Genomic DNA, 21,113 nt, shown 5'->3' on the forward strand with positions numbered 1-21,113 from the left:
AATTATGCCAACCCCCTGAGTTTCATCCATCTATACTCAGGGCTATCCAGGAGGAACAACTCTATGCGATACGGAACCTACCTTGTCCCTGCGGCGATCGTGCTGACGCTCGGAAGCCTCGCTTGCAAGCCGCCCAAGACGGCGGAGCAGCTGAAGCAGGAGACGCAGGCGGCCTTCAACGAGGGCTACCAGGCGTTCAAGGACGGGAAGGCGCGGGAGACCAACCCCTACCTGAACGACAAGGAAAACCCCCACAAGATGCAGGGCTGGTACGACGGCTGGGACAAGGCCAAGGCCGACAAGGACGCCGCTGACAAGGCCGCTGCCGACAAGGCCGCCGCCGACGAAGCCGCTCGCCGCGCCGCCGCCGAGAAGGCCGCCGCCGACGAGGCCGCCCGCCGCGCCGCCGAGGCCGAGAAGGCCGCCGCCTTCACGCGCGCCGCCGAAGCCGCGCTGAAGACGATCCACTTCGACTACGACAAGTCCGACATCAAGGAATCCGACCGCGCCATCCTTCAGGGCATCGCCGACTTCCTGAAGGCCTATCCCGCCGCCAAGGTCGAGATCGCCGGCCACTGCGACGAGCGCGGAACCAACGAGTACAACCTGGCCCTCGGCAACCGCCGCGCCGCCGCCGCCCTCGCCTACCTCAAGACCCTGGGCGTGGACGAGGCCCGCTTCACCACCATCAGCTACGGCAAGGAAAAGCCCCTGTGCACCGAGGCCAAGGAGGCCTGCTGGAGCCAGAATCGCCGCGGCGAGTTCAAGCTGAAGTAGACGTTCCGTTCCTGGGAAGCGGGGGCCTCGGCCCCCGCTTTTTCGTTTAGGATGAGGAAGTGCCGGAGGTCCCATGAGTGCCCGCGTGATGATCCTTCCCGCCCTGGCCGCGCTGCTCGCCGTGGGATGCAACTCCGAAGACCAGCTCCGCCGCGTCGAGCAGGAAGTCGGCGACCTCAAGCTGGAGGTCTTCAAGCTGCGCCAGCAGGTGGAGGACGGCAACAAGCGCACCGAGGTGGAGCAGAAGGCCGCCCAGGAGTCCCGCGCCCAGGACCGCCGCTTCCAGGCGGACCTGCAGGAGAGCCTGCGCCAGGTGCAGGACACCACCCGCGCCCTCAACAACCGGATGAACAGCGTTCCCCGCAGCGGCTCCCGGCCCGCGGCGGACACCGCGTCGGCCCAGCCCGCGGCTGCGGCGGCCGAGGACGAGCGCGCCTTCAACGCCGCGGTCCTCGACTACAACCGCGGCAACTATCCGCTGGCGACCGAAGGGCTGGAGCTTTTCCTCAAGACCTATCCGCAGAGCCCCAAGCGCCCGGACGCCCTGTTCTTCCTGGGCCTCTGCCACTACAACCAGCGGGCCTTCGACAAGGCGCAGCAGGCCTTCGACCGGATCATCCGCGACCACGCCGCCTCGCCCCAGTTCCTCCCGGCCAAGCTCAAGCGCGCCCAGTGCCTGCTCAAGCAGGGGCTCAAGCCCGCCGCGGTGAAGGCGTTCCGCGAGCTGGTGGACGGCTTCTCCGGCAGCGCCGAGGCCCGCACCGCGCAGCAGGAGCTGAGCGATCTCGGCCTCTGAATCGATGACCTCGGAAACCTGGCGCGTTCCCGTCCGCATCGACCTGGCGGGCGGCACCCTCGACCTCTGGCCCATCTACGCCCTGATGGGCGGCTGCCTGACGGTGAACGCCGCCGTGGACCTGTGGATCGACCTGGAGGTGATCCGCGGCGGCAGCGGCCACCGGCTCGCCAGCCGGGACCTGGGGATCGATCTCTCGTTCGATGCGTGGCCTGCGGAGCCTCCTCCGGGCCTCTCCTGGGTCTGGCGGGTCCTGGACGCCTCCGGCGTCCCGCCCGCGTCCGCGGTCATCCGCAGTCCCGTTCCCCAGGGTTCGGGCCTGGGCGTGTCCTCCTGCCTGGGCGTGGGCCTGCTGGGCGCGGCCCTGGGACAGGAGGCCGGAGAAGCTTTGGCGCATCGGGTGCCCCTTCTGCGGGACCTGGAGAGCCGGGAGCTCCAGACGCCCGCCGGCTGGCAGGACTACTATCCCGCGGCGCTGGGGGGCGCTCTCGCTCTCCATTGGGACCAGCCGGAACCCCGGTGGGAGCGGCTGGAGCCGCATCTCGGCCTGCTGGCGGACCTCGTCGTGTTCTACACCGGCAAGCCCCACCATTCCGGCATGACGAACTGGGAAGCCTACAAGCGGTTCATCGAGGGCGATCTCCGGACGCGACAGGCCCTGTCCGACATCCGCGCCATCGCCTGGGACATGGCCGCCGTCCTGCCGTCGGATCCCGCCGCCGTGGCCGCGCTGCTGGAGCGGGAAGGCCGGGCCCGCGGCGATCTTTCGCCCGCCGTGGAGACCGACGCCATGCGCGCCGTGCGGGACCGCGGCCTGCGCGAGGGGTGGTACGCGGGGATGAAGCCCTGCGGCGCCGGCGGTGGCGGCTGCTGCATCCTGGTGGCGAAGCCCGGGCACCGGGAAGCGGCCGAGCGGGCCCTGCGCGAGATGGAACTGCCGCCGCTGGACGTGCGGATCACGCCGAAGGGGCTGCACAGGCGCGGATGAGCGCCGCGACCTCCGGGGCTTCCAAGGGCGTCTGTCCCGAGGCCGTCAGGAGGTCGCGGAGGCGCTGATCCCGCTTCCCAAGGGCCAGGGCGGAGAGGTCGGCGGCGGCGATCCAGCGGAGGCCTGGGCCGGGCGCGAAGCAGTTTTTCGCGCGGAGATGTAGCGGGCTCACCGCTTCCCGGCGGTGGGTGTAGACCTGGGTCCAGCCGGGCCACGCCGTGAGGCTCGATTCGCCGGCGGCCGGCTGAGGCGGAAACGCCGACGCCTCGAACGTGGGCCAGCGCCACAGCCCTGCCAGCAGCCCCTCGGCGCTGGGCGCATGCAGCAGGAAGTGGCCTTCCGCTTCGAGGGCCAGGAGCCACAGGATGGAGGCCCGGGGCTTCGCCCGCTTGGCGACGGGCGGGATCTCGCCGGTGCGTCCGGAGCGGCGGGCGCCGCAGCGATCCGCCAGAGGACAGGCGCCGCAGGCCGGCCGCGGCGCGCAGACCGTGGCGCCCAGCTCCATCAGGGCCTGGGTCAGGCGCGAAGGGCCGTGGGTCTCCAATGCGGGCGCGAGCCAGGCGCGGAGTTCCGCGGCCTGCGCCTTGGGCTCGCCTTCGATCTCCAGGAGCCGCGCCAGGACGCGGAAGGCGTTCCCGTCGAGGGCGGGCGCGGGCCACTGGAAGGCGATGGCGCCCACGGCGGCGGCGGTGTAGGGGCCGAGGCCCGGGAGAGTCGCCAGCCCCTCCAGATCGCCGGGCCAGCCTTCCGCTGCCACGGAAGCGGCGGCCGCCTTCAGGAAGCGGGCGCGGCGGTAGTAGCCCAGCCCTTCCCACAACTTGTGGACGGAGTCCTCATCGGCCTCCGCGAGGGTCGCGGGCGTGGGAAATCGGGCCATCCACCGGCCGAAGTAGGGCACCACCGTCGCCACCTGGGTCTGCTGGAGCATCAGCTCCGACACCAGGACGGCGTAGGGATCGGGATGGGGCGCGTCCAGATCCGCGGCCCGCCACGGCAGGTCCCGCCGCACGCGATCGAACCACGGCGCGAGGGGAGCGAGGAATCCGGGGGAAACGGGCCAGGGCATGGGCGCTTTCGGCTGACAGCAAAAGAGCGCCGGAAGGCGCTCTTTTCGTTTGGTGCCCGCGAGCAGACTCGAACTGCTACGGCTTGTGGCCACCACCCCCTCAAGATGGCGTGTCTACCAATTTCACCACGCGGGCAGCGCGGAACATTCATCTTCACCCAAAGCGCGAACGCGGTCAATGCCCCGTTTCGCGCGATCCGCGACTAGGGATGCGCGGGGGTCTGGGCGGGCGCCGCAGGCGCGGAGGCGGCGGGCTTGTCGGCGATCTTCTCCAGCACCGAGCGGTTGCCGCGGATGATCAGGACTTCGATGAGGAGAGTGGTCCCCAGGAAGCCCGCAGCCAGCCAGTAGGTGGCCTTGGACAGGAAGGGCGTGGCGCCCTGGGCGCCGAAGGCGGAATTCGCTCCACCGCCGCCGAAGGACGCGCCGAGGCCGCCCTTCGTGCCGGGCTGGAGCAGGATCGTCCCGATGAGGAGAACGCCGAACAAAATCAGAAGCGCGAGGGCGAGGCCATTCATGTCAACTCCGAACCCCCTAGTCTCGCATGGGAGAAGGGTTACATCCAGAGGCCCGTCAGGCTGGGACCCTGGAGGGCGCGGTGGACGGCGCCGGCCTGGGCCACGAGGCGGATGAAGTCCGAGGGCAGCAGCGCCTGCGGCCCGTCGCTTAGGGCCTTCTCCGGATGGCAGTGGGTCTCCACCAACAGCCCGTCGGCACCGACGGCCACGCCCGCCAGGGCGCAGGGGATCACCAGGTCCCGACGGCCGGTGGCGTGGCTGGGATCCACCATCACGGGGAGGTGGGTGAGGGCCTTGGCGGCGGGGACGACGCTGATGTCCAGGGTGTTGCGGGCGTGATCGGACCAGGTGCGGATCCCCCGCTCGCACAGGACGACCTGGCGGTTGCCCTCGCTGAGGACGTACTCGGCGGCGTAGAGCCACTCTTCCAGGGTGGCGGCGGGCCCGCGCTTCAGCAGGACCGGCTTTTCGCTTCGCCCGGCGCGGCGGAGCAGGGCGAAGTTCTGCATGTTGCGGGCGCCGATCTGCACCATGTCGGCGCTGCGCTCCACGTCGTCGAAGGTCTCCACCTCCGTCGCCTCCGTGACGATGCCCAGGTCGAATTCCCGGCGCGCCTCCTCCAGCAGGCGCAGTCCCTCTACCCCAAGGCCCTGGAAGGCGTAGGGGCTGGTGCGCGGCTTGAAGGCGCCCGCCCGCAGCAGCTTGACCCCGGCTTCCGCCACGTAGCGCGCCACGGTGAAGAGCTGCTCGCGGCTTTCCACGCCGCAGGGGCCGCCTACCAGCGCCAGGTCGGGGCCGCCGATGCGCGTTCCGCGGACGTCCACCACCGTCCGGCCCGCGGCGGCGTCCGCGCTGGCCAGCTTGTAGGGGCTGGTGAGGGACACCACCCGCCGCACGCCCGCCATGGGCTCGATCCGGTCGGCCTTGAGTGCCTGGGACGCGTGGGGCGCGACGATGCTGAGGGAATCCGGCGCCTCGTGGACGTGGGCGCGAATGCCCGCCGAATCCAGCAGGGCGAGCACTTCGGCCACCTGGTCGGGCGTGGCGGCGGGTTGCATCAGGATGAGCATGAAGGGGCCTCAATAGCGGGAAGGAGCGCAGGGTGCGGCTGAAGCGGGAATCCCGCGGCAAAGCCCGATTCTACCCCCCGCCGCCCGCGACCTGGACAGGAGCGGAACCCGCATCCAGACTGGACCGCGGAGGTCCCATGCGGCGCGCTCCCGTCCTGCTCCTCGCTCCTTTCGCGCTGATCCTCGGCTGCACCCGGCCCGAAGTGGAGGCCTTCCGCCAGCGGCCCGCGCCGGTGAGCGTCTCGGTGACCCTGCCCGAGGGCCTCGCCGACCGCGAGGGCTTCCAGAAGGAATACGCCTCCGCCCTCCGGGCCCGGCTGGCCACCCGAGTGACCGTGGTGCCCGAGGGCGTGAAGCCCCCCGTGGGCGCCGCGGAACTGCGGGTGGAGATCCGCGACCTCCGGCCCGCGCCGGGCCAGCCCAGCCCCGCCGCCATCGGCGTCGCGACGGGGGCCGCGGTGGGCGCCATCAGCGCGGTCGGCGGCAGCCGGGGCGGCTGGGCGGTGATGGACGGCCTGTTCTGGGGCCTCTTCGCGGGGACCCACGCGGCCATCCACCAGGAGCGGAGCCGGGACCGGCTGGGCTACCAGCCCCAGGTGGTGCGGGCCCAGGTCTCCCTGGTGAAGGAGGGCCTCTCCGAGCCGCTGTGGGTGGATGCCATCGAGCCCATGGAAGTGATCGAAGCCATGGATCCGCTGCCGTCCGGCTCACGGGACGACGACGGCCGCATCCGGGAGGAGGAGGCCAAGGGCTTCGCCCGGGTGGTGGTCCAGAAGCTGTCGGTCCAGTTCCAGTGGACGCGCGGGACCGGCCAGCGCTTCTACCAGGAGCCGGCGCCCCGGCGGGAGGAGAGCCCCGCCCGCAGCCAGGAACCGGCTCCCGCGCCCGAACCCCACCGCGACTGATGGAGGCGCGGACCCTCCGCTGCGCGGGCTGTGGGGCGCCCGTGCCCGCGGACGCTCCCCAGTGTTCCTACTGCCGCGCCCAGGTGGCGACGGTGGCCTGTCCTGCCTGCTTCGCGCTGGCGCCCCTCTCCGCCACCCACTGCCCGGGCTGCGGCGCCGACTTGGCGCCCCGCGCCGCTGCCACTCCGGACGGCGCGTCCTGCCCGGCCTGCGCCAAATCCCTCGCCGCCGCCCGCATCGGGGACCTCGATACCCGCGCCTGCCCAGCCTGCGGGGGCCTCTGGCTGGATCGGGCGGTCTTCGAGCAGCTGGGGGCCAGCCGCGAGCGCCAAGGGGCCGTCCTGGGCGCCCTGCCTCCGCTTGCCGCGCCGCCGGGGGGCGCGCTGGAGCCCGTCCGCTACCGCCCGTGCCCCGCCTGCGGCCAGCGGATGAACCGCGTCAACTACGCCAAGCGGTCCGGCGTGGTGCTGGATGTGTGTCGGGACCACGGCCTGTGGTTCGACCGGGACGAGCTGCGGCGGGTCCTGGCCTTCATCGCCGGAGGTGGCCTGGACCGCGCCCGGGAGCGGGAGATCCAGGAGCTGAAGGAGGTCCGCCGCGCCGCGGTCTCCTTCCAGAACCATTCCGACGCGCCGCTCGATCTCCGCCCGGATGCGTCCGGCGACCTGTGGCTGGGCGCGGCGGGACTGGTCGCGCTGGTCCACGAAGTGGCGGGATTTTTTCACCGGGATTGAGACCAAGGCGCCAAGGACACCAAGAGACAAAACGGACTCTTCTTGGTGCCGTGGCGGTGATCCTTTGAACGGATGAGGCTGAAGCTCAGCCCGCCTGGGCCACCAGGTCCGCGAACTTCACGGGGTCGAGGCTGGCGCCGCCCACGAGGCCGCCGGAGACCTCGGGGATGGCCAGCAGCTCGGGGAAGTTGTCGGGGGTGACGCTGCCGCCGTAGAGGATGGGCACCTCGTAGGCGGTGCCCGCGAGATGGCGCTGCAGTTCGGCACGGATGAAGGCGTGGGCCTCCTCCACTTGGCCGGCCTCGGCGCGGCGGCCCGTCCCGATGGCCCACACGGGCTCGTAGGCCACCCGGAGGGGGCCGGGGCCCGTCTCGGCCAGGATGGACAGTTGCTGTCCGAGCACTTCCAGCGTGCGGCCCGCGTCCCGCTGCTCGAGGGTCTCGCCGATGCAGAGCACCGGCAGGAGGTCCCACTGCCAGGCGGCCTTGACCTTCTTCGCCAGGGCGGCATCGGTCTCCCCGAAGAACTGGCGGCGCTCGCTGTGGCCCAGGAGCACGCCGGAGCAGCCCGCGTCCCGGAGCTGGGGCATCGAGACCTCGCCGGTGAAGGCGCCCTTGGGTTCGGCGTGGCCGTTCTGCCCGAAGACTTCGATTCCCCGGGTTCGCACGAGGCTGCTGACGAGCCCCAGCATGGTGAACGGAGGCGCGATTCCGACCTCCACGCCCTGGCCCATGCTCGACTGGGGTGTGATCCGCTCGAGCAGCGTTTCGCAGAACGCCGCGGCTTCGGCGGCGGTGAGGTTCATCTTCCAGTTGGCGACGACGCAGCGCATGGGGCGGCTCACTTGGACAGGGCGGCGACGCCCGGCAGTTCGAGGCCGCTGAGGAATTCCAGGCTGGCGCCCCCGCCGGTGGAGACGTGGGACATGCGCGGGCCCACGCCCGCCTTGTTCACCGCGGCCACGCTGTCGCCACCGCCCACCAGGACGAACGCGCCGCGGTCGGCGGCGTCCGCCAATTCTTCGGCCACACTCAAGGTCCCGCTGGCGTAGGGTGCCATCTCGAAGACGCCCATGGGGCCGTTCCACAGAAGGGTGTTCGCCGCGCGGATCTCCGCGGCGTAGGCCGCCACCGTCTCGGGTCCGATGTCCAGGGCCATCCGTCCCTCGGGGACGTTCTGGTCCACCGTGATGGCGCAGTCGGCGTCCTCCTTGAATTCGGCGGCGACCACGTGGTCCAGGGGCAGCAGTAGGCGCGTTCCCGCGGCCTCCGCCCGCTTGAGCAGGTCCTGGGCGAGGTCCAGCTTGTCCTCCTCGCACAGGCTCTTTCCGATCTGGAAACCCTGGGCCTTGAGGAAGGTGTAGCTCATGGCGCCGCCGATCAGGATGGCGTCGGCTTTGCCCAGGAAATTCTGGATCAGCTCGATCTTGTCGCTGACCTTCGCGCCGCCGAAGATCACCACCAGGGGCTTCTCGGGGCTTTCCGTCACCTTGGCGAGGGCCTTCAGTTCCTTCTCCATCAGGAAGCCCGCCGCCACGCGATCCTTGGGGAAGTGGGCGACCATCCCGCTGACGGATGCGTGGGCGCGGTGCGCGGCGCCGAAGGCGTCATTCACGTAGGTATCGGCCAGCTTGGCCAGACCCGCGGCGAAGTCCTCCTTGTTCTTGGTCTCGCCCTTCTCGAAGCGGAGGTTCTCCAGCAAGAGCACCTGGCCCGGCTTCAGCGCGGCGGCCTCGGCTTCCACCGCCTCGCCGTTCACGTAGCTGGCGAGACGGCAATCGATCCCCTGCTCCTTCAGCCAGGCCGCCACCGGCGCGGCGCTGTAGGCGGGCTCGAAGCCCTTGCCCTCAGGGCGGCCGAGATGCGATGCCAGTACCACGGAAGCCCCGCCCTCCAGCAGGTGCTTCAGGGTCGGCAGGGTCTCGCGGATGCGCGTGGCGTCGGTGATGCGCCCTTCCTTCTGCGGTACGTTCAGGTCCGCCCGGAGGAAGACGCGCCGGCCCTTGACATCGAGATCCCGCACCGACTGGAAGCCCATGGTTGCTCCTTGCGAATGGAAAGTTCCATTGTGGCGGAGTGGGCGGCCCGGAGCCTAGCGTCAGTCCTTGCGGAAGATCCCGATCCACCGGGGACTGTCCGCGTGGAAGGCGTCGCCCGCATAGGTCCCCATGGCGCGGCGGAGGCGGAGACCCGCGGCGGCGGTCATCTCCTGGAGGTCCGCCGGCAGGTAGAGGCGGACGCTCTCCAGGGCGTCGCGCCGCTCGCCGGTGTCCAGGCGGGTCAGCTCCATCCGCTTCACCAGGCGATCGCCCTCGAAGCCGCGGCGGCTCAGGACGCGCACCCCGGCGCGCTCCAGGATGTCCTCCGGCACGAGGGTCCGGGTGACGAGGCCGGCGTTGAGGTAGTCCATCACCAGGACGCCCCCGGGGCGGAGGAGGTCCGCCAACTGATGCACCAGGCGCCGGTTTTCGGCATCGGGGAAGTACCCGAACGGCGTGAACCACAGGCAGATCCCCGAGAGGCTGCCCGCCTTCACCGGCAGGCGGCGCATGTCGCCGCGCAGCAGCCACGGCCTCAGGTGCGTCGGCGCCAGCCGCAGCAGGGCGCGGGAGAGGTCCATCCCGAAAGCGAGGGGATTCGTCCCGCGGAGGATCTCCAGGTGGCGGCCCGCGCCGCACCCGAGGTCCAGGACGGGGCCCGAGGCCAGTTCGGGCGCGGCTTCCAGAGCCTGGCCCACGGCGAGCCGCGCCTCCTCCGCGTCCCGGTGGGCGTAGAGCAGGGCGTAGTCCTCGTCGAACCACTCTTCGAACCAGTCGACCATCGGCTCAGGCTAGCAGGCCAGCTAGAATGCGGAAGGAAGGAAGCCCATGCAACGCCCCGAGCGCCTCGAAGACCAGATCCATTTCCTGATGTCGAACCTCATCCAGCGGGAGCTCCGCGATCCCGAACTCGGGTTCCTCACGCTCACCGCCGTCCGCCTCACCCCCGACCGCAGCATCGCCCGGGTCTACTTCACGGTGCTGCCCGCCAACGGGGGCGACCAGGAGGTGCAGGACGCCCTCACCCGCAAGGCCCTGGGCCGCGCCGCGGGCTTCCTCCGCAGCCAGCTGGCCGCCCGCCTCAAGATGCGCCGCGTCCCCGAACTGCGGTTCTTCCCGGACGGCACCCTGGAAGAGGGCAACCACCTGGAGACGCTCCTCGCGGAAATCGAGAAGGAGCGCGCCGCCCGGCCCGCCGAGCCCGACGCGGAAGAAGCCTGAATGGTGGAATCCGGAATCCACCTGGTCCACAAGACGGTGGGCCAGAGCAGCTTCGACGTGGTGCGCGGGTTCAAGCGGCGGGCCTTCGAGGCCGGCCAGAAGAAGCTGGCCCTGGGGCACGGGGGGACGCTGGATCCCTTCGCGGATGGGCTCCTGCTGGTGCTGGCGGGCCAGGCCACGCGGCTGATGGAGCTGATGCACCCCCTGCCCAAGACCTACGTGGCCGAGGTGGCGTGGGGGGTGGAGACCGACACCTGCGATCTGCACGGCAAGCCCGTCTCGGAGGGCTCCGCCGCCGCCCTGACGCCGGCGATGCTGGAGGCGGTGCTCGCGCCCTTCTTCGGGTGGACGGACCAGATTCCTCCCGCCACCAGCGCCAAGAAGATCGACGGCGAGGCGGCCTACAAGAAGGCCCACCGCGGGGAAGAGGTGGTGATGCGGCCCAGCCGGGTCTTCCTCCTATCGGCGCGCTGGTTCGGCCACGACCTCCCGCGGCGCAGCACCCTGGAGCTCACCTGCCGCGGCGGATTCTACGTCCGCAGCCTCGCCCGGGACCTGGGGCGCGCCCTGGGCTGCGGAGCCCATCTGACCGCTCTCCGCCGTACCGCCATCGGCCCCTGGCGCGATCCCGGGGAGGGCGGTGAGCGCCTGATCGCCGGTGCGGACCTCCTACCGTGGTGTCCGACGCGTCTGCTATCCGACGAAGAAGCCGCCCACCTGGCGCATGGCCGGGCCATCCCGGTGGGGGAATCCCACCCCGCCATGTGGTCCCTTCCGGAAGGCTTCCCCAATCCTGGCGCCCCCCTCCGGGCCCTGCACGAGGGACGGCTGGTGGCCCTCCTCCGACCGGTCGAAGACGGCCTGCGAACCTTCGCCAATCTGCGGGGCGGGTTGTAAGGATCGTTCCAAACGAACGAGAGGCCGCCAAAGGCGGCCTCTCGGGTTGAAGCGCTGTGGTTAGAACCGCAGCTTGGCGCCGAAGCGGAAGGAACGGCCGGGCTGGTAGTCGGTTGCGGAGGCATAGCGTCCGGCCGGCTGCGGGTTGCCGTAACGATCCAGGTACTGCTCCAGGACCGAGGTTTCGGGCCGGTGGTTCATGACGTTGTAGACCTCGATGAGGGGCTCGAGCTTCATCTTGTTGTTGAGGGGAATCTCGTAGTGGGCCGTGAGGTCCAACCGGGTCAGCCAGGGAAGGCGCCCCTTGTTGCCCATCTTCAGGTCCTGGAAGTCGGCGTTCATGTAGCCGCCGGGATCGGGAAGGACGGGATTGCTGGTGGAACCGTCGTCCTGCTGGCTGTAGGGCCGACCGGACTGGGCCAGGAAGTTGAAGCCGAGGGAGAGGTCCCCCGTGCCCACCTTAAACTTCTTGTAGCCGTAGGCCTTGATTTGATGGGTGTGGTCGGTGGGAAGGTAGCCTGTGCCGACGTAGGGCCAGAAGTCGTAGGAGGCGGTGATTCCGCCATCCGGCTGGCCGTTGGTGGCGCTGATCAGGCCCTCGTAGGTGCCGTAGTCCCGGCTCCAGGTGTAGCCCAAGAAGAAGAAGGCATCGGAGGTCTTATAGGTATAGGAAATGTCGGCGGCCTTGTATTCGTTGTAGGCCTCGGGATAGAGGCTGTTGGCAGCCGTTACCTTCTGGCCATTGAAGGGTGAAGTCCACGTCACGGAGCCGGCATGGGGGTTCCAGATGATGGCCTGTCCGCCGCCAGGGCCGGAGCCGTCCGGACCGTCCGCACCCTGGGCTCGGGAGCCGGGATCGGCAGGATCCATGGCATAGCCTTCCATGTCCGTGATCTCGGAGTCCTCGATGGGGTTCGTCAATTTTCGGTAATGGAGATGGAAGCCCAGGCTGTGATTGGTGTTGAGTTGGTGGTCGATGCCCAGCAGGATCTCGGTGCGCTTGGGCAGCTTGGTGCCGTCGGCAATGGGGTCGCGGCTCCAACCTGTGGAGTAGTCGATGTCCGCGTAGGGCGAGCCCGTCACTGTCACCTGATTGGTGGTGCGGTTGTAGGTGGCAGTGCTATTGGGGGTGTCCCCACCTCCGTAATAGAGGAGATGGTAGTACTCCACGCCGTAGGTCCGGATGGCCATCCGCTGGGGGATCTGCATGTAGTACCAGGCATAGCTGCCGGAGACTTTGGTCATGCCCTTTCCGACGGGATCCCAGGTGAATCCCAGGCGGGGCTGGACGTAGTCCGAGAACTTGAAGTGCATGAAGGTCTGGCCGTTGGCGCCGATCTGCTTCTGGTCTTCGGCGCGGAATCCGTAGAACAGGTTGAAGTCCTTGTTCACCTGCCAGGTATCCTGCGCGTAGATCGCCTGGAAGTAGGCATTGGCTTCGGAGTTGTTGTCATAGAGGTTCTGGATGGCCCGCAGGTTGCCCGAGGAATTCTGCAGCATCCAGGTCACGCCGCCGTTCCGATGGGTATCGTCGGCATAGTTGGAGCGCAAGTAGGAATACCCAAACTTGAGGTTGTGGCTGCTGAGGGCCCAGCTCAGGTCCGCCGTGAATTGGGTGGTGGTGTTGGTTTCCTTGGAAAGGTTGCTGCCCCCACCAGCGGCCCAATACGTAAGGGGATCCGCTTCACCATAGCCGGGGCCGCCCACATCGTAATAGGTGCGGTCTCGGATCAGGGGGGCCGAGACGTTGGGCGTCACCTGGTTCAGGAGGTGGGCCTGGCCGGCCTTCACGGACAGGTTCAGGGACGACGACAGGGTGGAGTCCCAGATGAGGTTGAAGTTGTTCGAGTTGTTCTTGGTGTCGCCGCTGGTGTCCGCCGTTCCGCGGCCATCAAAGAGGTTGCTGGGCGCGTTGCCGTGCTCCTGGGTGGCCGTCTGGTTGTTGCCGAAGTAGCTCAGCGTCACCTGGTTGTCGGTGTTGAGGAAGTACTGGAACTTGCCCATGAACTGGTAGGCGGGCGTCTTGGTCCCGCCCACGGCGAGGCCCCCGAGATTGTTGTAGGAAGGGCTGTCGGTGTGCGCGTAGTTCAGGCCGATGGAGTAGAAGAACTTGTCCTTGATGAAGGCGCCGCCCACCCACGCGCCCACGTCCATCACGCTGGACGCGGGGAGTTCCCGGAACCAGGGCGTTCCCTTCGGATCGGGGGAGAGGGCCCGCGGGGTGTAGGTGGCCCACGTCGAACCGGCGAACTCGTTGCTGCCGGACTTGGTGAGGACATTGAAGACGCCGCCCATGGCGCTGTATTCGGGCTTGTAGCCGCCCGTTTGGATGTCCACCTGGTCGATGAACTCGTTGGACATGGCCACGCTCTGGCCGCCGTAGCGCATGTCGTTGGTCTTGAGGCCGTCCACGGAGAAGGAGTTCTCCGCGCCGGAGGCGCCGGCGATGGAGATCTCGAGGCCCAGGCCGCCGTTGCCATTGTTGTTTCCAAAGCCGGAAGCCGTGACCCCGGGCGCCATAAAGGCCATTTCCGCGAATTCGCGGCCCTTGGGGATCATCGCCACGGCGTCGGAGGAGAAGTTGGAGCCCGTGGTGGTGCTGGTCGCGTCGATGGTGGACGTGGCGGCCACCACTTCCACGGTGGCCCCTCCTTCGTGGGCGACCTTGAAGTTGGCGGTGGTGGCGGTGTTGATGCTCACCTGGACGGACTGCTTGGACGCGGAGTAGCCCGGCTTCGTGACGGACACGGTCCACGCGCCCGCGTTCAGGAGGCCCGCGGAATAGTGGCCGTCGGCGCCCGTTCGGGTGGTGCGGCTGATCTGCCCGGATTCGAGACGGACCACCGCATCCGCCAGAGGCGCGCCGGTCTTGGAATCGAGGACGGACCCGTTCACCGCGCCGGTGGTGGTGGTTTGCGCCTGGACGATGGTTCCTCCCGCGATGAGGGCGAGGGAGGTGAGACCAAGCCGGCTAAGGACTCGACTCATGGAAAACTCCTATCTAAAAAATGGCGGCAAGGCCGCCCGAGGGGCGGGAGGGGAATGGAACGTACGAACTTTCGCCTCAAGATCCGGGGGATCTTAAGGAGCGTCGAATATGGAAATGGAAAAAAACGGATTCCCAGCCTTGACCGTTCGGTTCTCGAACTGGGGCGAGAGAAGGGGCTTCCAGCGATGGACCCGCGGATTCTCGCCGAGGTTGAAGTCGCGCCCAAAAAAATGATCTTCCCCTGGGGCGGGAAGATCACGTTGTGTCGCGCAAGATTTCAGGCCACGCCGACGCGGTTCCGACCCTCGGCTTTGGCGCGGTAGAGCCCCTGATCCGCGAGGCGGACGGCGGCGTCCTCGGTGGGCTGCTCGGCGTCGGCGAGGGCGAGGCCCACGCTGATGGTGAGACGTCCGACCAGGGGGACCTCGGCCCCCGCCACGATGGCCCGGACTTTCTCCGCGGCGAGGAGAGCGCCCTCCATGGTCGTATCGGGGAGGAGGATCAGGAATTCCTCGCCGCCGAACCGGGCCACGAAATCGCTTTCGCGCACGGCGGAGCGGAGGCATTCGGCCACCTGCTGCAGGACGTGGTCGCCGGTCTCGTGGCCGTAGGTGTCGTTGACGCGCTTGAAGTGGTCGATGTCGATGAGGAGGACGGAATAGGCGCTGCCCGAGCGCTTCATCCGCAGGAATTCGGACCGGAGCCGCTCGTTGGCCGCGAGGCGGTTGCGGAGGCCGGTCAGGGCGTCGTTGCGGGCCAATTTGTCGAGTTCCCGGTTGGCGTCCATCAGCTCGGACACGTCCTTGACGACGAGCAGGACCATCCGGACGCCTTCATGGTCGAGGGGGAGGATCGTCACGACGCTGTCCAGGCGCTTTCCGAAGGAACTGGTGGAATGGATCAGGAGCTGCCCGCGGGTGCCCTGGAACGCCGCCAGCACGGCGTCGCGCAGGCCGGAGGCGGCCCAGTGCGCGATCTCCAGGAAGTTCTGGGCCAGCAGCTCCTCCACTGAAGCGCCCGCGATGTCGGCGGCGGCCTCGTTGGCCAGCACGCACTGCCCGTCCTCGCGGTAGAGGAGAAGGCCGTTCGAACTGGAGTGGATGATGCTGTGGTTCAGGATCTGCTGGCTCCGCAGCCGCTTTTCCAACTCTCGGAGTTCGGTGACGTCCATGACCACCGCGCGGGATTTCACGAATTGGTGCTCCTCGTCGAACAGGGCGCTGGCCGCCAGCCGGACGGGGATCTGGGTGCCGTCCTTGCGGACCAGGTTGAAGTCGGAGGACTGGAAGAGGCCCGTCCCCTGGAGGCGGCGGAACGACTCGCTGAAGGAGAGGTATTCCTCCGGGGGAAGGAGGTCGGCCATGGACATCCGCTCGACCACTTCCTGGGCTTCGTAGCCCAGCCATCCCAGCTCGCGCTCGTTCATGTGGACGAAGCGGCCCTGCGCATCCAAAGAGTGGTATCCCACCGGCGCGTTGTCGTAGAGATCGGCGACTTCATGCGCCTTCTGGACGAGGGCGGCATTGGCACGGTTCAGTTCGGCCGTGCGCGCCTCCACTTTGCGCTCCAAAGTCGCATTGGCGTCCGCCAGTTCCAACTTGCGGCTGATCAAGGTGGTGGTCATGCCGCGGACGGAATCGATCAGATCGGCCAGTTCGCGAATTCCGCTACGGACGGAAAAGGGGTGCCGCTCGTCCCCCTGCTCGATGCGGCGCGCGACGCGGGCCAGTTCTTCCACGGGCCTGCTGAAGCTCCCCGCCACTTTGTAGGCCAGGAGCATGAACACGACCGTGGCCAGGGCCTCCAGCAGCAGGATGTTGCGGTGGAGTTCCGCCACGGGGGCCAGGGCCTTGGAAATGGGCTGGCGCAGGACCACCCGCCATCCCAGGTCGTTGACGGGCCCCTTCACGGCGATGGTGGTCGTGAGGAACCGGCCGCCGTCTCCCCACGCGAGCACGAGGTAGCTGTCCGGCTGGGGAAGCCGGTCGCCGGGCACGGGCCGGCCGATGGCCTGGAAGGGATAGATGATCTCGCCCTTGGCGTTGAGGACCATCGATTCGATCCCCTCCTGCGGGGCCTCGGCGGGAAGCGATTTCTGGAAGACCTCGTTCACCCAGTCGAAGTGCGCGTGGGCGCCGAGAACGCCGCGGAACGTCCCCTGCGCATCGAGCACGGGCGCGGCGAAATCCACGAACCGCAGGGGCTCGTTGGGGTTGGGCGCCTTGAGGGACTTCGCCAGAAGGGCGGCCTCGTGGACGTCGCCCACGTGCGCGCCCAGGCGTCCGTGGGTGACCCAGGGGCGGGCGCTGGCGTCGACTCCCTCCAGCACGCCATCGGCGGCGGACACGATGCGGCCCCTGGCGTCGGTGACGCCCAGCCAGGCGTAGTGGCGGTAGGAGCGCTTGGTCTGGTCGAGCCCGTTGCGGATGTCGGCGCTGTCGAGGGAGCCCCGGATGAACTGGGGGCTCTGGCTGAGGAGGAGGATCTCCCGCTCCCGCTCCTGGAGGTTCTCCGACAGGGCGTGGGCGATGGCCTTCGTGACGCCGTGGAGCTTGTCGCCGCTGGCCGCAGTCATCCGCTCCGAAGCGACCCGGCTGACGTACTGGGCCAGAGCGAGGCCCATCAGGACGGAAAGACCCCCGAAGAAGATGGTCAAGCGGAGGCGAAGGCTGTTGAACATGGGCGATCGGGGGAAAGGTTAGAAAACCACAGGGGCTTCGGAGAGGTCCGCAGAGCAGGCGCGGGGGAAGGCTTTTTCCGGCCTTCCCTCGCTGTTTCGGAGAAGCGGAAAGCCTTCTCAAACTTTGGGGGATTGCGTGGCCCTTCACTGAAAAGACCAGGCCGGCTCTGGAAGGCCGACCTGGTCTTTATCAGGGTTTTCTTGGGGAATCAGGCGGGGTCGGGGACCCGCGCGGCGAGTTCGTCGAGGACCTGCAGCATGTGCTGGCACTCTTCGCAGCTGCTGTGGGGCGTCCCGCAGGGGAAGCCGTCGCTCTGCATGCCCAGACAGCGGGGCTGCTGGACGAAGCGCACCAGCTCTCCGAAGAGGCCCGAGACCTTCGTCCGGAGCGGGCTCTCCGGAATCTCCCGGAGGGCCATGACGAGCTTCCATTCCTCGGCATTGAGGGTGACGTGGATCGCGGTGTCCGTCATGGCTGCCTCCTTGGGAGATGCCGGGACTGCTATTTATCGAGCGCTTCCACCGACTTGACGCCCCAGGCGAAAGCCTCTTCGTTCAAGGGGATCAGCGCGCACTTGTCCTTCAGGGCCACGCGGATGGCGGTCAGGAAGGTGTCCTTGGGGAAGAGGTTCGTGGCGGCCTGGAGGGCGCCCAGAGCCACGATGTTCTTCACCACGGCCTTGCCGAGGTCGGTGGCGATCCCGGTGAAGGGCACGGGGAAGACCTTGATGCTGGGATCCAGCACAGGAGCTTCGGTGACCACGGAGCTGTCGTAGATCACGTAGCCGCCCTTGCGGACCGTGGGGCCGAACTTGGTGAGGCTCGGCGTGTTGAAGGCCAGCAGGATCTGGGGATCGGGGGAGCCCGGGTTCAGGACCTCGTCCTTGGCCACGTGGACGTCCGCGTAGGACGTGCCGCCGCGGCTTTCGGGGCCGTAGCTCGGGATGTGGGTGGCGTCGAAGCCCTCGCTGATCGCCGCCCGGGCGATGAGCATGGCCGCGGTCTGGGCGCCGTCGCCGCCGGATCCCGCCAGCTTCAGGGAGATGTCCTGGGGATCGAGCTGCGCGGGGAAGCTCGCGCAGAAGCGCTCAGGGCGCTCGGTGCTGGCGCCGGCCAGGCTCAGGAGCTTCTCGCCCTTGAAGCTGGGCTCATTGCGCTTGAACCAGGGATCGACGGTGAGGTCCTTCTTCACGCCCAGGGGATACACGGGCTCCATGCACTCCTTGACCCACTTCTCCGTGTCCTCGGGGTTCATCTTCAGGTGGGTGGGACACTCGGCCAGCACCTCGATGAACGAGTAGCCGCGGCCTTCCATCTGGAGCTTGAGGCCCTTCTGGATGGCCTTCTTGGCCTTGATGCGCTGCTTGGCGTCGAACAGCGCCACGCGCTCCACGTAGACCGGCCCGTCGAGGCCCGCGATGATCTCGGCCATCTTCATGGGCTGGCCGTTGTACTGGTCGCGGCCCGAGGGGCTGGTGGAACTGGTCTGGCCCATCAGGGTGGTGGGGGCCATCTGGCCGCCGGTCATCCCGTAGATGGCGTTGTTGATGAAGATGACGGTGATGGGCGCGCCGAGCTGGGCGGTGGCGATGGTTTCCGCCAGGCCGATGGAGGCGAGGTCGCCGTCGCCCTGGTAGCTGATCACCACGCTCTCGGGGTTGGCGAACTTGTGGCCGAGGGCGACCACGGGCGCGCGGCCGTGGGCGGCCTGGCTGTTGCCCACGTCGAAGTAGTAGTAGAGGAACACCGAGCAGCCCACGGGGCTGATGGCGATCGTGCGGTCCTGGATCCCCAGTTCGTCGATGGCTTCGGCCAGGTACTTGTGGGCCAGCCCGTGGCCGCAGCCGGGGCAGTAGTGGGTGGCGTGGCCCTTCAGGCCCTCGCCGTGGGAGTGGCGCTCGAACTTGTCGTAGAAGACGCTGGCCTGGCTCATGCGAGCACCTCCGTCTGACCCAGGACCCGGGTCATGATTTCGCTCTGCTGGGGCAGGACGCCGCCCATCCGGCGGACGGACTCGATGGCCGGGAAGTCGCGCACTCCCGCCTTGCTCAGCGCGAGGCGGATCTCATCCTCCAGCTGGCCGGCGCTGGCTTCCACCACCACGAGGCGCTGGGCGCCGCGGATGGCCTCCTGGAGCTGGTCGACGGGGAAGGGCCACAGGGTGATGGGCCGAAACAGGCCTGCCTTGACGCCCTGGTTCCGCAGCTCCTGCACCGCGCCCTTGGCCGTGCGGGCCGGCGTGTTGCAGGCGATCAGCACCACCTCGGCGTCCTCGCACAGGAAGGATTCCGCGCGGGCCTCGACCTGCATGGCCTCGTACTTGGCGTTCAGGTGGACGTTGTGGGCTTCCAGGTCGGATTCCGTGAGGAAGATCGACGAGATGAGGTTCTTCCGGTGCATGGCATCGCCGTAGACGGCCCACTTGGGGATCCCGGGCTTGATCATGGCCTCGGGCAGCTGCACCTTGCCCGTCATCTGGCCCAGGTAGCCGTCGCCGAGGATGACCACGGGATTGCGGTACTTGAAGCTCAGCTCGAAGGCCAGGATGGTGAGGTCCAGCATTTCCTGGGGCGTGGAGGGCGCCAGGGTGATGGCCTGGGTGTTGCCGTGGCCCAGCCCGTGGCAGGCGAGCTTGATGTCGGACTGCTCGGGGGCGATGTTGCCGAGGCCCGGGCCGCCGCGCATCACGTCCACGAAGACGCCCGGCAGTTCCGCGCCGATCATGTAGGACACGCCCTCGAGCATCAGGCTGAAGCCCGGCGAGGAGGTGAAGGTCATGGTGGGCAGGCCCGCGCCGGCGGTGCCGTACATCATGTTCACGGCGGCCACTTCGCTCACGGCCTGGATGAAGGTGCCGTCCAGCTTGGGCAGGAACTTCGCCATCAGCTCCGCGCCTTCGGTGGAGGGGGTGATGGGATAGCCGTAGACGTGGCGGCAGCCGGCCAGCAGGGCGCCCAGGGCCGACGCGTAGGTGCCCTTGATGACCAGGGGCTCGGTGCGGGGCAGGGGCAGCGTGGTGTCCGGGATGTCCGCGGGCTCCGGCGCGTCGCTGGGCTTCACGCCGAACAGCTTGGCGGGATCCTCCAGCTCGAAGTCCTGCACCTCGCCCTCGTGGGCGGGCCGCAGGCCGTAGGGCTCGGGGCAGGCGTCCATGCACAGCCCGCAGGCGTTGCAGTTGGCCAGATCCAGCGCCACGGGGACCAGGCCCGTCAGAGGATTGATCTGATCGCTGAGGGTGATGCAGTCCTTGGCGCAGGCATCGAGGCACCGGCCGCAGCCCTTGCAGTATTCAGGGAGGAGGAAGGGTTTCGGTCGTTCTTTGAGGGCCATGGGGCCTCCATGCAGGGACGCAGGTCCTACGTGGGGGAAGTGTCCGGCCCAGTCCATGTGCGCGCGGTCACAAGCGGGCCGGAGCGCAGACCACCGCCGACCAGAAGGTCGGGAATGAGCCGGGGGCGGGGCGGTCTGCGGGCGTCTCCCGGTTTCCCGGGTCCCTACCGGTCGCCCCAGTGCAGCTTCTGCTGGAGCAGGCCGAAGAAATCCAGCCCCGGCTTCTGCAGCAGCGTGATGCGGGTTCCCGCCTGGCGCAGGTGGACCTCGTCGCCGGGGAACAGCTGGTGGCCCACCTGGCCGTCCAGCGTGAGGTGGGCGTCCTCGGCGTCCTCCAGGCGGATGCGGATGGGGCGGTCCGCGGGGACGACGGAGGGGCGCAGCGTCAGCGTGTGGGGGCAGATGGGCGCGATGACGAAGGCTTCGAGGCTGGGATGCACGATGGGACCGCCGGCGGACAGGGCGTAGGCGGTGGAGCCCGTCGGGGTTGCCACGATCAGCCCGTCGGCCTTGATGGGGCCGGCGTCCTGGTCGCCCACCCGCAGCCGCATGTCCATGATCCGGGCCAGCGCCCCCTTCGCCACCACGGCGTCGTTCAGGACGCAGTGGTGGGCGAGGCGCGCGCCATCCCGCCAGAGTTCCGCTTCCAGCATGGGCCGCCGGTCGGGGACCAGCGTGCCCGCGAAGAAGGCGCGGACCGCCTCCGCGGCTTCGGAGACGGGATGGGCCGTGAGGAAGCCCAGCGAGCCGAGGTTGATGCCGAGGATCGGCGTCCCCCGCAGCCCCACCCGGCGCGCGGCGTGAAGCAGGGTTCCGTCTCCGCCCAGCACCAGGCACAGGTCCGCGGGCGGCGCGGCCGCTCCGAGATCCGCGTCCACGCGAAGCGTCTCCGGCGCCAGCCCCGCCGCCTCCCACACCTCGCCCAGGGCGGGCTCGCCGGTGACGATCCAGCCGCGATCGAGGAAGAGGGGCAGGGTCTCGCGGAGGGTCGTTCCCAGGTGCTGGGACTTGACCTTGGCCACGAGAGTGAGATGCGGGGACATGGGATCACTGTAGGAGGCCGTTGCGGCAATTGGAATGGGCGGCCGCGGGCCGGAGGGGCCG

The 21,113-nt window shown here is 68.8% G+C and carries 19 protein-coding genes and 1 tRNA gene; 7 read left to right on the forward strand and 13 right to left on the reverse strand.

Going from position 1 to position 21,113, the window contains the following annotated elements:
• Positions 1–63: 63 nt before the first annotated feature.
• From pal to RAH39_RS05240, 3 genes are all read left to right on the forward strand, one after another.
• The gene (gene pal, locus RAH39_RS05230) at positions 64–777 is read left to right on the forward strand and encodes a peptidoglycan-associated lipoprotein Pal (protein ID WP_306591751.1); all 714 of its coding nucleotides are present in this window, start codon (positions 64–66) and stop codon (positions 775–777) included.
• A 73-nt stretch (positions 778–850) separates the two neighbouring features.
• The gene (locus RAH39_RS05235) at positions 851–1,573 is read left to right on the forward strand and encodes a tetratricopeptide repeat protein (protein WP_306591752.1); all 723 of its coding nucleotides are present in this window, start codon (positions 851–853) and stop codon (positions 1,571–1,573) included.
• Between the two features lie 4 nt (positions 1,574–1,577).
• Complete coding sequence (locus tag RAH39_RS05240; protein ID WP_306591753.1) at positions 1,578–2,561, forward strand: GHMP family kinase ATP-binding protein; 984 nt, start codon at positions 1,578–1,580, stop codon at positions 2,559–2,561.
• On the opposite strand, the gene RAH39_RS05245 is transcribed toward RAH39_RS05240, so the two are convergent.
• From RAH39_RS05245 to aroF, 4 genes are all read right to left on the reverse strand, one after another.
• Positions 2,530–3,627, reverse strand: a complete 1,098-nt coding sequence (locus RAH39_RS05245; protein ID WP_306591754.1) for an A/G-specific adenine glycosylase — start codon at positions 3,625–3,627, stop codon at positions 2,530–2,532. The two genes, RAH39_RS05240 and RAH39_RS05245, sit on opposite strands and share 32 nt — an antisense overlap.
• A gap of 50 nt (positions 3,628–3,677) precedes the next feature.
• Positions 3,678–3,763, reverse strand: a tRNA-Leu gene (locus tag RAH39_RS05250).
• A gap of 67 nt (positions 3,764–3,830) precedes the next feature.
• Positions 3,831–4,145: a preprotein translocase subunit SecG gene (secG, locus tag RAH39_RS05255; RefSeq protein WP_306591755.1), complete on the reverse strand. Its 315-nt coding sequence runs from the start codon at positions 4,143–4,145 to the stop codon at positions 3,831–3,833.
• Positions 4,146–4,183: 38 nt separating this feature from the next.
• Positions 4,184–5,215: a 3-deoxy-7-phosphoheptulonate synthase gene (gene aroF, locus RAH39_RS05260; RefSeq protein WP_306591756.1), complete on the reverse strand. Its 1,032-nt coding sequence runs from the start codon at positions 5,213–5,215 to the stop codon at positions 4,184–4,186.
• 137 nt (positions 5,216–5,352) lie between these two features.
• On the opposite strand from aroF, the gene RAH39_RS05265 reads away from it, so the two are divergent.
• Both RAH39_RS05265 and RAH39_RS05270 read left to right on the forward strand, forming a co-directional pair.
• Positions 5,353–6,120 carry a hypothetical protein gene (locus RAH39_RS05265; protein ID WP_306591757.1) on the forward strand — a complete coding sequence of 256 codons (768 nt, stop codon included), beginning with the start codon at positions 5,353–5,355 and terminating at the stop codon, positions 6,118–6,120.
• Between the two features lie 41 nt (positions 6,121–6,161).
• Positions 6,162–6,854 carry a zf-TFIIB domain-containing protein gene (locus tag RAH39_RS05270; RefSeq protein ID WP_373467342.1) on the forward strand — a complete coding sequence of 231 codons (693 nt, stop codon included), beginning with the start codon at positions 6,162–6,164 and terminating at the stop codon, positions 6,852–6,854.
• An 85-nt stretch (positions 6,855–6,939) separates the two neighbouring features.
• Here the strand turns inward: RAH39_RS05270 and tpiA are convergent, their stop codons facing one another.
• From tpiA to RAH39_RS05285, 3 genes are read right to left on the reverse strand one after another with little or no spacing between them, the layout of a single operon-like run.
• Positions 6,940–7,686, reverse strand: coding sequence for a triose-phosphate isomerase (gene tpiA / locus RAH39_RS05275; RefSeq protein WP_306591759.1), 747 nt, complete (start codon positions 7,684–7,686; stop codon positions 6,940–6,942).
• Between the two features lie 8 nt (positions 7,687–7,694).
• On the reverse strand, positions 7,695–8,891 hold the full coding sequence (pgk, locus tag RAH39_RS05280) for a phosphoglycerate kinase (RefSeq protein WP_306591760.1): 1,197 nt from the start codon (positions 8,889–8,891) through the stop codon (positions 7,695–7,697).
• Positions 8,892–8,951: 60 nt separating this feature from the next.
• Entirely contained in the window at positions 8,952–9,674 is a 723-nt protein-coding gene (locus RAH39_RS05285; protein ID WP_306591761.1) for a class I SAM-dependent methyltransferase, read from the reverse strand.
• A 46-nt stretch (positions 9,675–9,720) separates the two neighbouring features.
• Between RAH39_RS05285 and rbfA the strand changes: the two genes are divergently transcribed.
• Together rbfA and truB are read left to right on the forward strand one after the other, a co-directional pair.
• Positions 9,721–10,113 carry a 30S ribosome-binding factor RbfA gene (gene rbfA, locus RAH39_RS05290; protein WP_306591762.1) on the forward strand — a complete coding sequence of 131 codons (393 nt, stop codon included), beginning with the start codon at positions 9,721–9,723 and terminating at the stop codon, positions 10,111–10,113.
• Complete coding sequence (truB, locus tag RAH39_RS05295; RefSeq protein WP_306591763.1) at positions 10,114–11,010, forward strand: tRNA pseudouridine(55) synthase TruB; 897 nt, start codon at positions 10,114–10,116, stop codon at positions 11,008–11,010.
• 60 nt (positions 11,011–11,070) lie between these two features.
• On the opposite strand, the gene RAH39_RS05300 is transcribed toward truB, so the two are convergent.
• From RAH39_RS05300 to RAH39_RS05325, 6 genes are all read right to left on the reverse strand, one after another.
• Complete coding sequence (locus RAH39_RS05300; RefSeq protein ID WP_306591764.1) at positions 11,071–13,998, reverse strand: TonB-dependent receptor; 2,928 nt, start codon at positions 13,996–13,998, stop codon at positions 11,071–11,073.
• Between the two features lie 278 nt (positions 13,999–14,276).
• Positions 14,277–16,679, reverse strand: a complete 2,403-nt coding sequence (locus RAH39_RS05305; protein WP_306591765.1) for a diguanylate cyclase — start codon at positions 16,677–16,679, stop codon at positions 14,277–14,279.
• A 209-nt stretch (positions 16,680–16,888) separates the two neighbouring features.
• Positions 16,889–17,152 carry a hypothetical protein gene (locus RAH39_RS05310; protein WP_306591766.1) on the reverse strand — a complete coding sequence of 88 codons (264 nt, stop codon included), beginning with the start codon at positions 17,150–17,152 and terminating at the stop codon, positions 16,889–16,891.
• 29 nt (positions 17,153–17,181) lie between these two features.
• The gene (locus RAH39_RS05315) at positions 17,182–18,612 is read right to left on the reverse strand and encodes a 2-oxoacid:acceptor oxidoreductase family protein (RefSeq protein ID WP_306591767.1); all 1,431 of its coding nucleotides are present in this window, start codon (positions 18,610–18,612) and stop codon (positions 17,182–17,184) included.
• Positions 18,609–20,009 (reverse strand): 3-methyl-2-oxobutanoate dehydrogenase subunit VorB, encoded by a 1,401-nt coding sequence (gene vorB, locus RAH39_RS05320; RefSeq protein ID WP_306591768.1) that lies wholly within the window; start codon positions 20,007–20,009, stop codon positions 18,609–18,611. The genes RAH39_RS05315 and vorB overlap by 4 nt, the downstream gene beginning before the upstream one ends.
• 164 nt (positions 20,010–20,173) lie before the next feature.
• Positions 20,174–21,052 (reverse strand): NAD(+)/NADH kinase, encoded by an 879-nt coding sequence (locus tag RAH39_RS05325; protein WP_306591769.1) that lies wholly within the window; start codon positions 21,050–21,052, stop codon positions 20,174–20,176.
• Positions 21,053–21,113: the final 61 nt, after the last annotated feature.

Source organism: Geothrix sp. 21YS21S-4 (assembly GCF_030845995.1).
Taxonomy (GTDB): domain Bacteria; phylum Acidobacteriota; class Holophagae; order Holophagales; family Holophagaceae; genus Geothrix.

Excerpts from the sequence above, each read along its gene's own strand:
- pal (WP_306591751.1), top strand. The coding sequence starts at position 64 with ATGCGATACGGAACCTACCTTGTCCCTGCGGCGATCGTGCTGACGCTC.
- RAH39_RS05235 (WP_306591752.1), top strand. The coding sequence starts at position 851 with ATGAGTGCCCGCGTGATGATCCTTCCCGCCCTGGCCGCGCTGCTCGCC.
- RAH39_RS05240 (WP_306591753.1), top strand. The coding sequence starts at position 1,578 with ATGACCTCGGAAACCTGGCGCGTTCCCGTCCGCATCGACCTGGCGGGC.
- RAH39_RS05245 (WP_306591754.1), bottom strand. The coding sequence starts at position 3,627 with ATGCCCTGGCCCGTTTCCCCCGGATTCCTCGCTCCCCTCGCGCCGTGG.
- secG (WP_306591755.1), bottom strand. The coding sequence starts at position 4,145 with ATGAATGGCCTCGCCCTCGCGCTTCTGATTTTGTTCGGCGTTCTCCTC.
- aroF (WP_306591756.1), bottom strand. The coding sequence starts at position 5,215 with ATGCTCATCCTGATGCAACCCGCCGCCACGCCCGACCAGGTGGCCGAA.
- RAH39_RS05265 (WP_306591757.1), top strand. The coding sequence starts at position 5,353 with ATGCGGCGCGCTCCCGTCCTGCTCCTCGCTCCTTTCGCGCTGATCCTC.
- tpiA (WP_306591759.1), bottom strand. The coding sequence starts at position 7,686 with ATGCGCTGCGTCGTCGCCAACTGGAAGATGAACCTCACCGCCGCCGAA.
- pgk (WP_306591760.1), bottom strand. The coding sequence starts at position 8,891 with ATGGGCTTCCAGTCGGTGCGGGATCTCGATGTCAAGGGCCGGCGCGTC.
- RAH39_RS05285 (WP_306591761.1), bottom strand. The coding sequence starts at position 9,674 with ATGGTCGACTGGTTCGAAGAGTGGTTCGACGAGGACTACGCCCTGCTC.
- rbfA (WP_306591762.1), top strand. The coding sequence starts at position 9,721 with ATGCAACGCCCCGAGCGCCTCGAAGACCAGATCCATTTCCTGATGTCG.
- truB (WP_306591763.1), top strand. The coding sequence starts at position 10,114 with ATGGTGGAATCCGGAATCCACCTGGTCCACAAGACGGTGGGCCAGAGC.
- RAH39_RS05300 (WP_306591764.1), bottom strand. The coding sequence starts at position 13,998 with ATGAGTCGAGTCCTTAGCCGGCTTGGTCTCACCTCCCTCGCCCTCATC.
- RAH39_RS05305 (WP_306591765.1), bottom strand. The coding sequence starts at position 16,679 with ATGTTCAACAGCCTTCGCCTCCGCTTGACCATCTTCTTCGGGGGTCTT.
- RAH39_RS05310 (WP_306591766.1), bottom strand. The coding sequence starts at position 17,152 with ATGACGGACACCGCGATCCACGTCACCCTCAATGCCGAGGAATGGAAG.
- RAH39_RS05315 (WP_306591767.1), bottom strand. The coding sequence starts at position 18,612 with ATGAGCCAGGCCAGCGTCTTCTACGACAAGTTCGAGCGCCACTCCCAC.
- vorB (WP_306591768.1), bottom strand. The coding sequence starts at position 20,009 with ATGGCCCTCAAAGAACGACCGAAACCCTTCCTCCTCCCTGAATACTGC.
- RAH39_RS05325 (WP_306591769.1), bottom strand. The coding sequence starts at position 21,052 with ATGTCCCCGCATCTCACTCTCGTGGCCAAGGTCAAGTCCCAGCACCTG.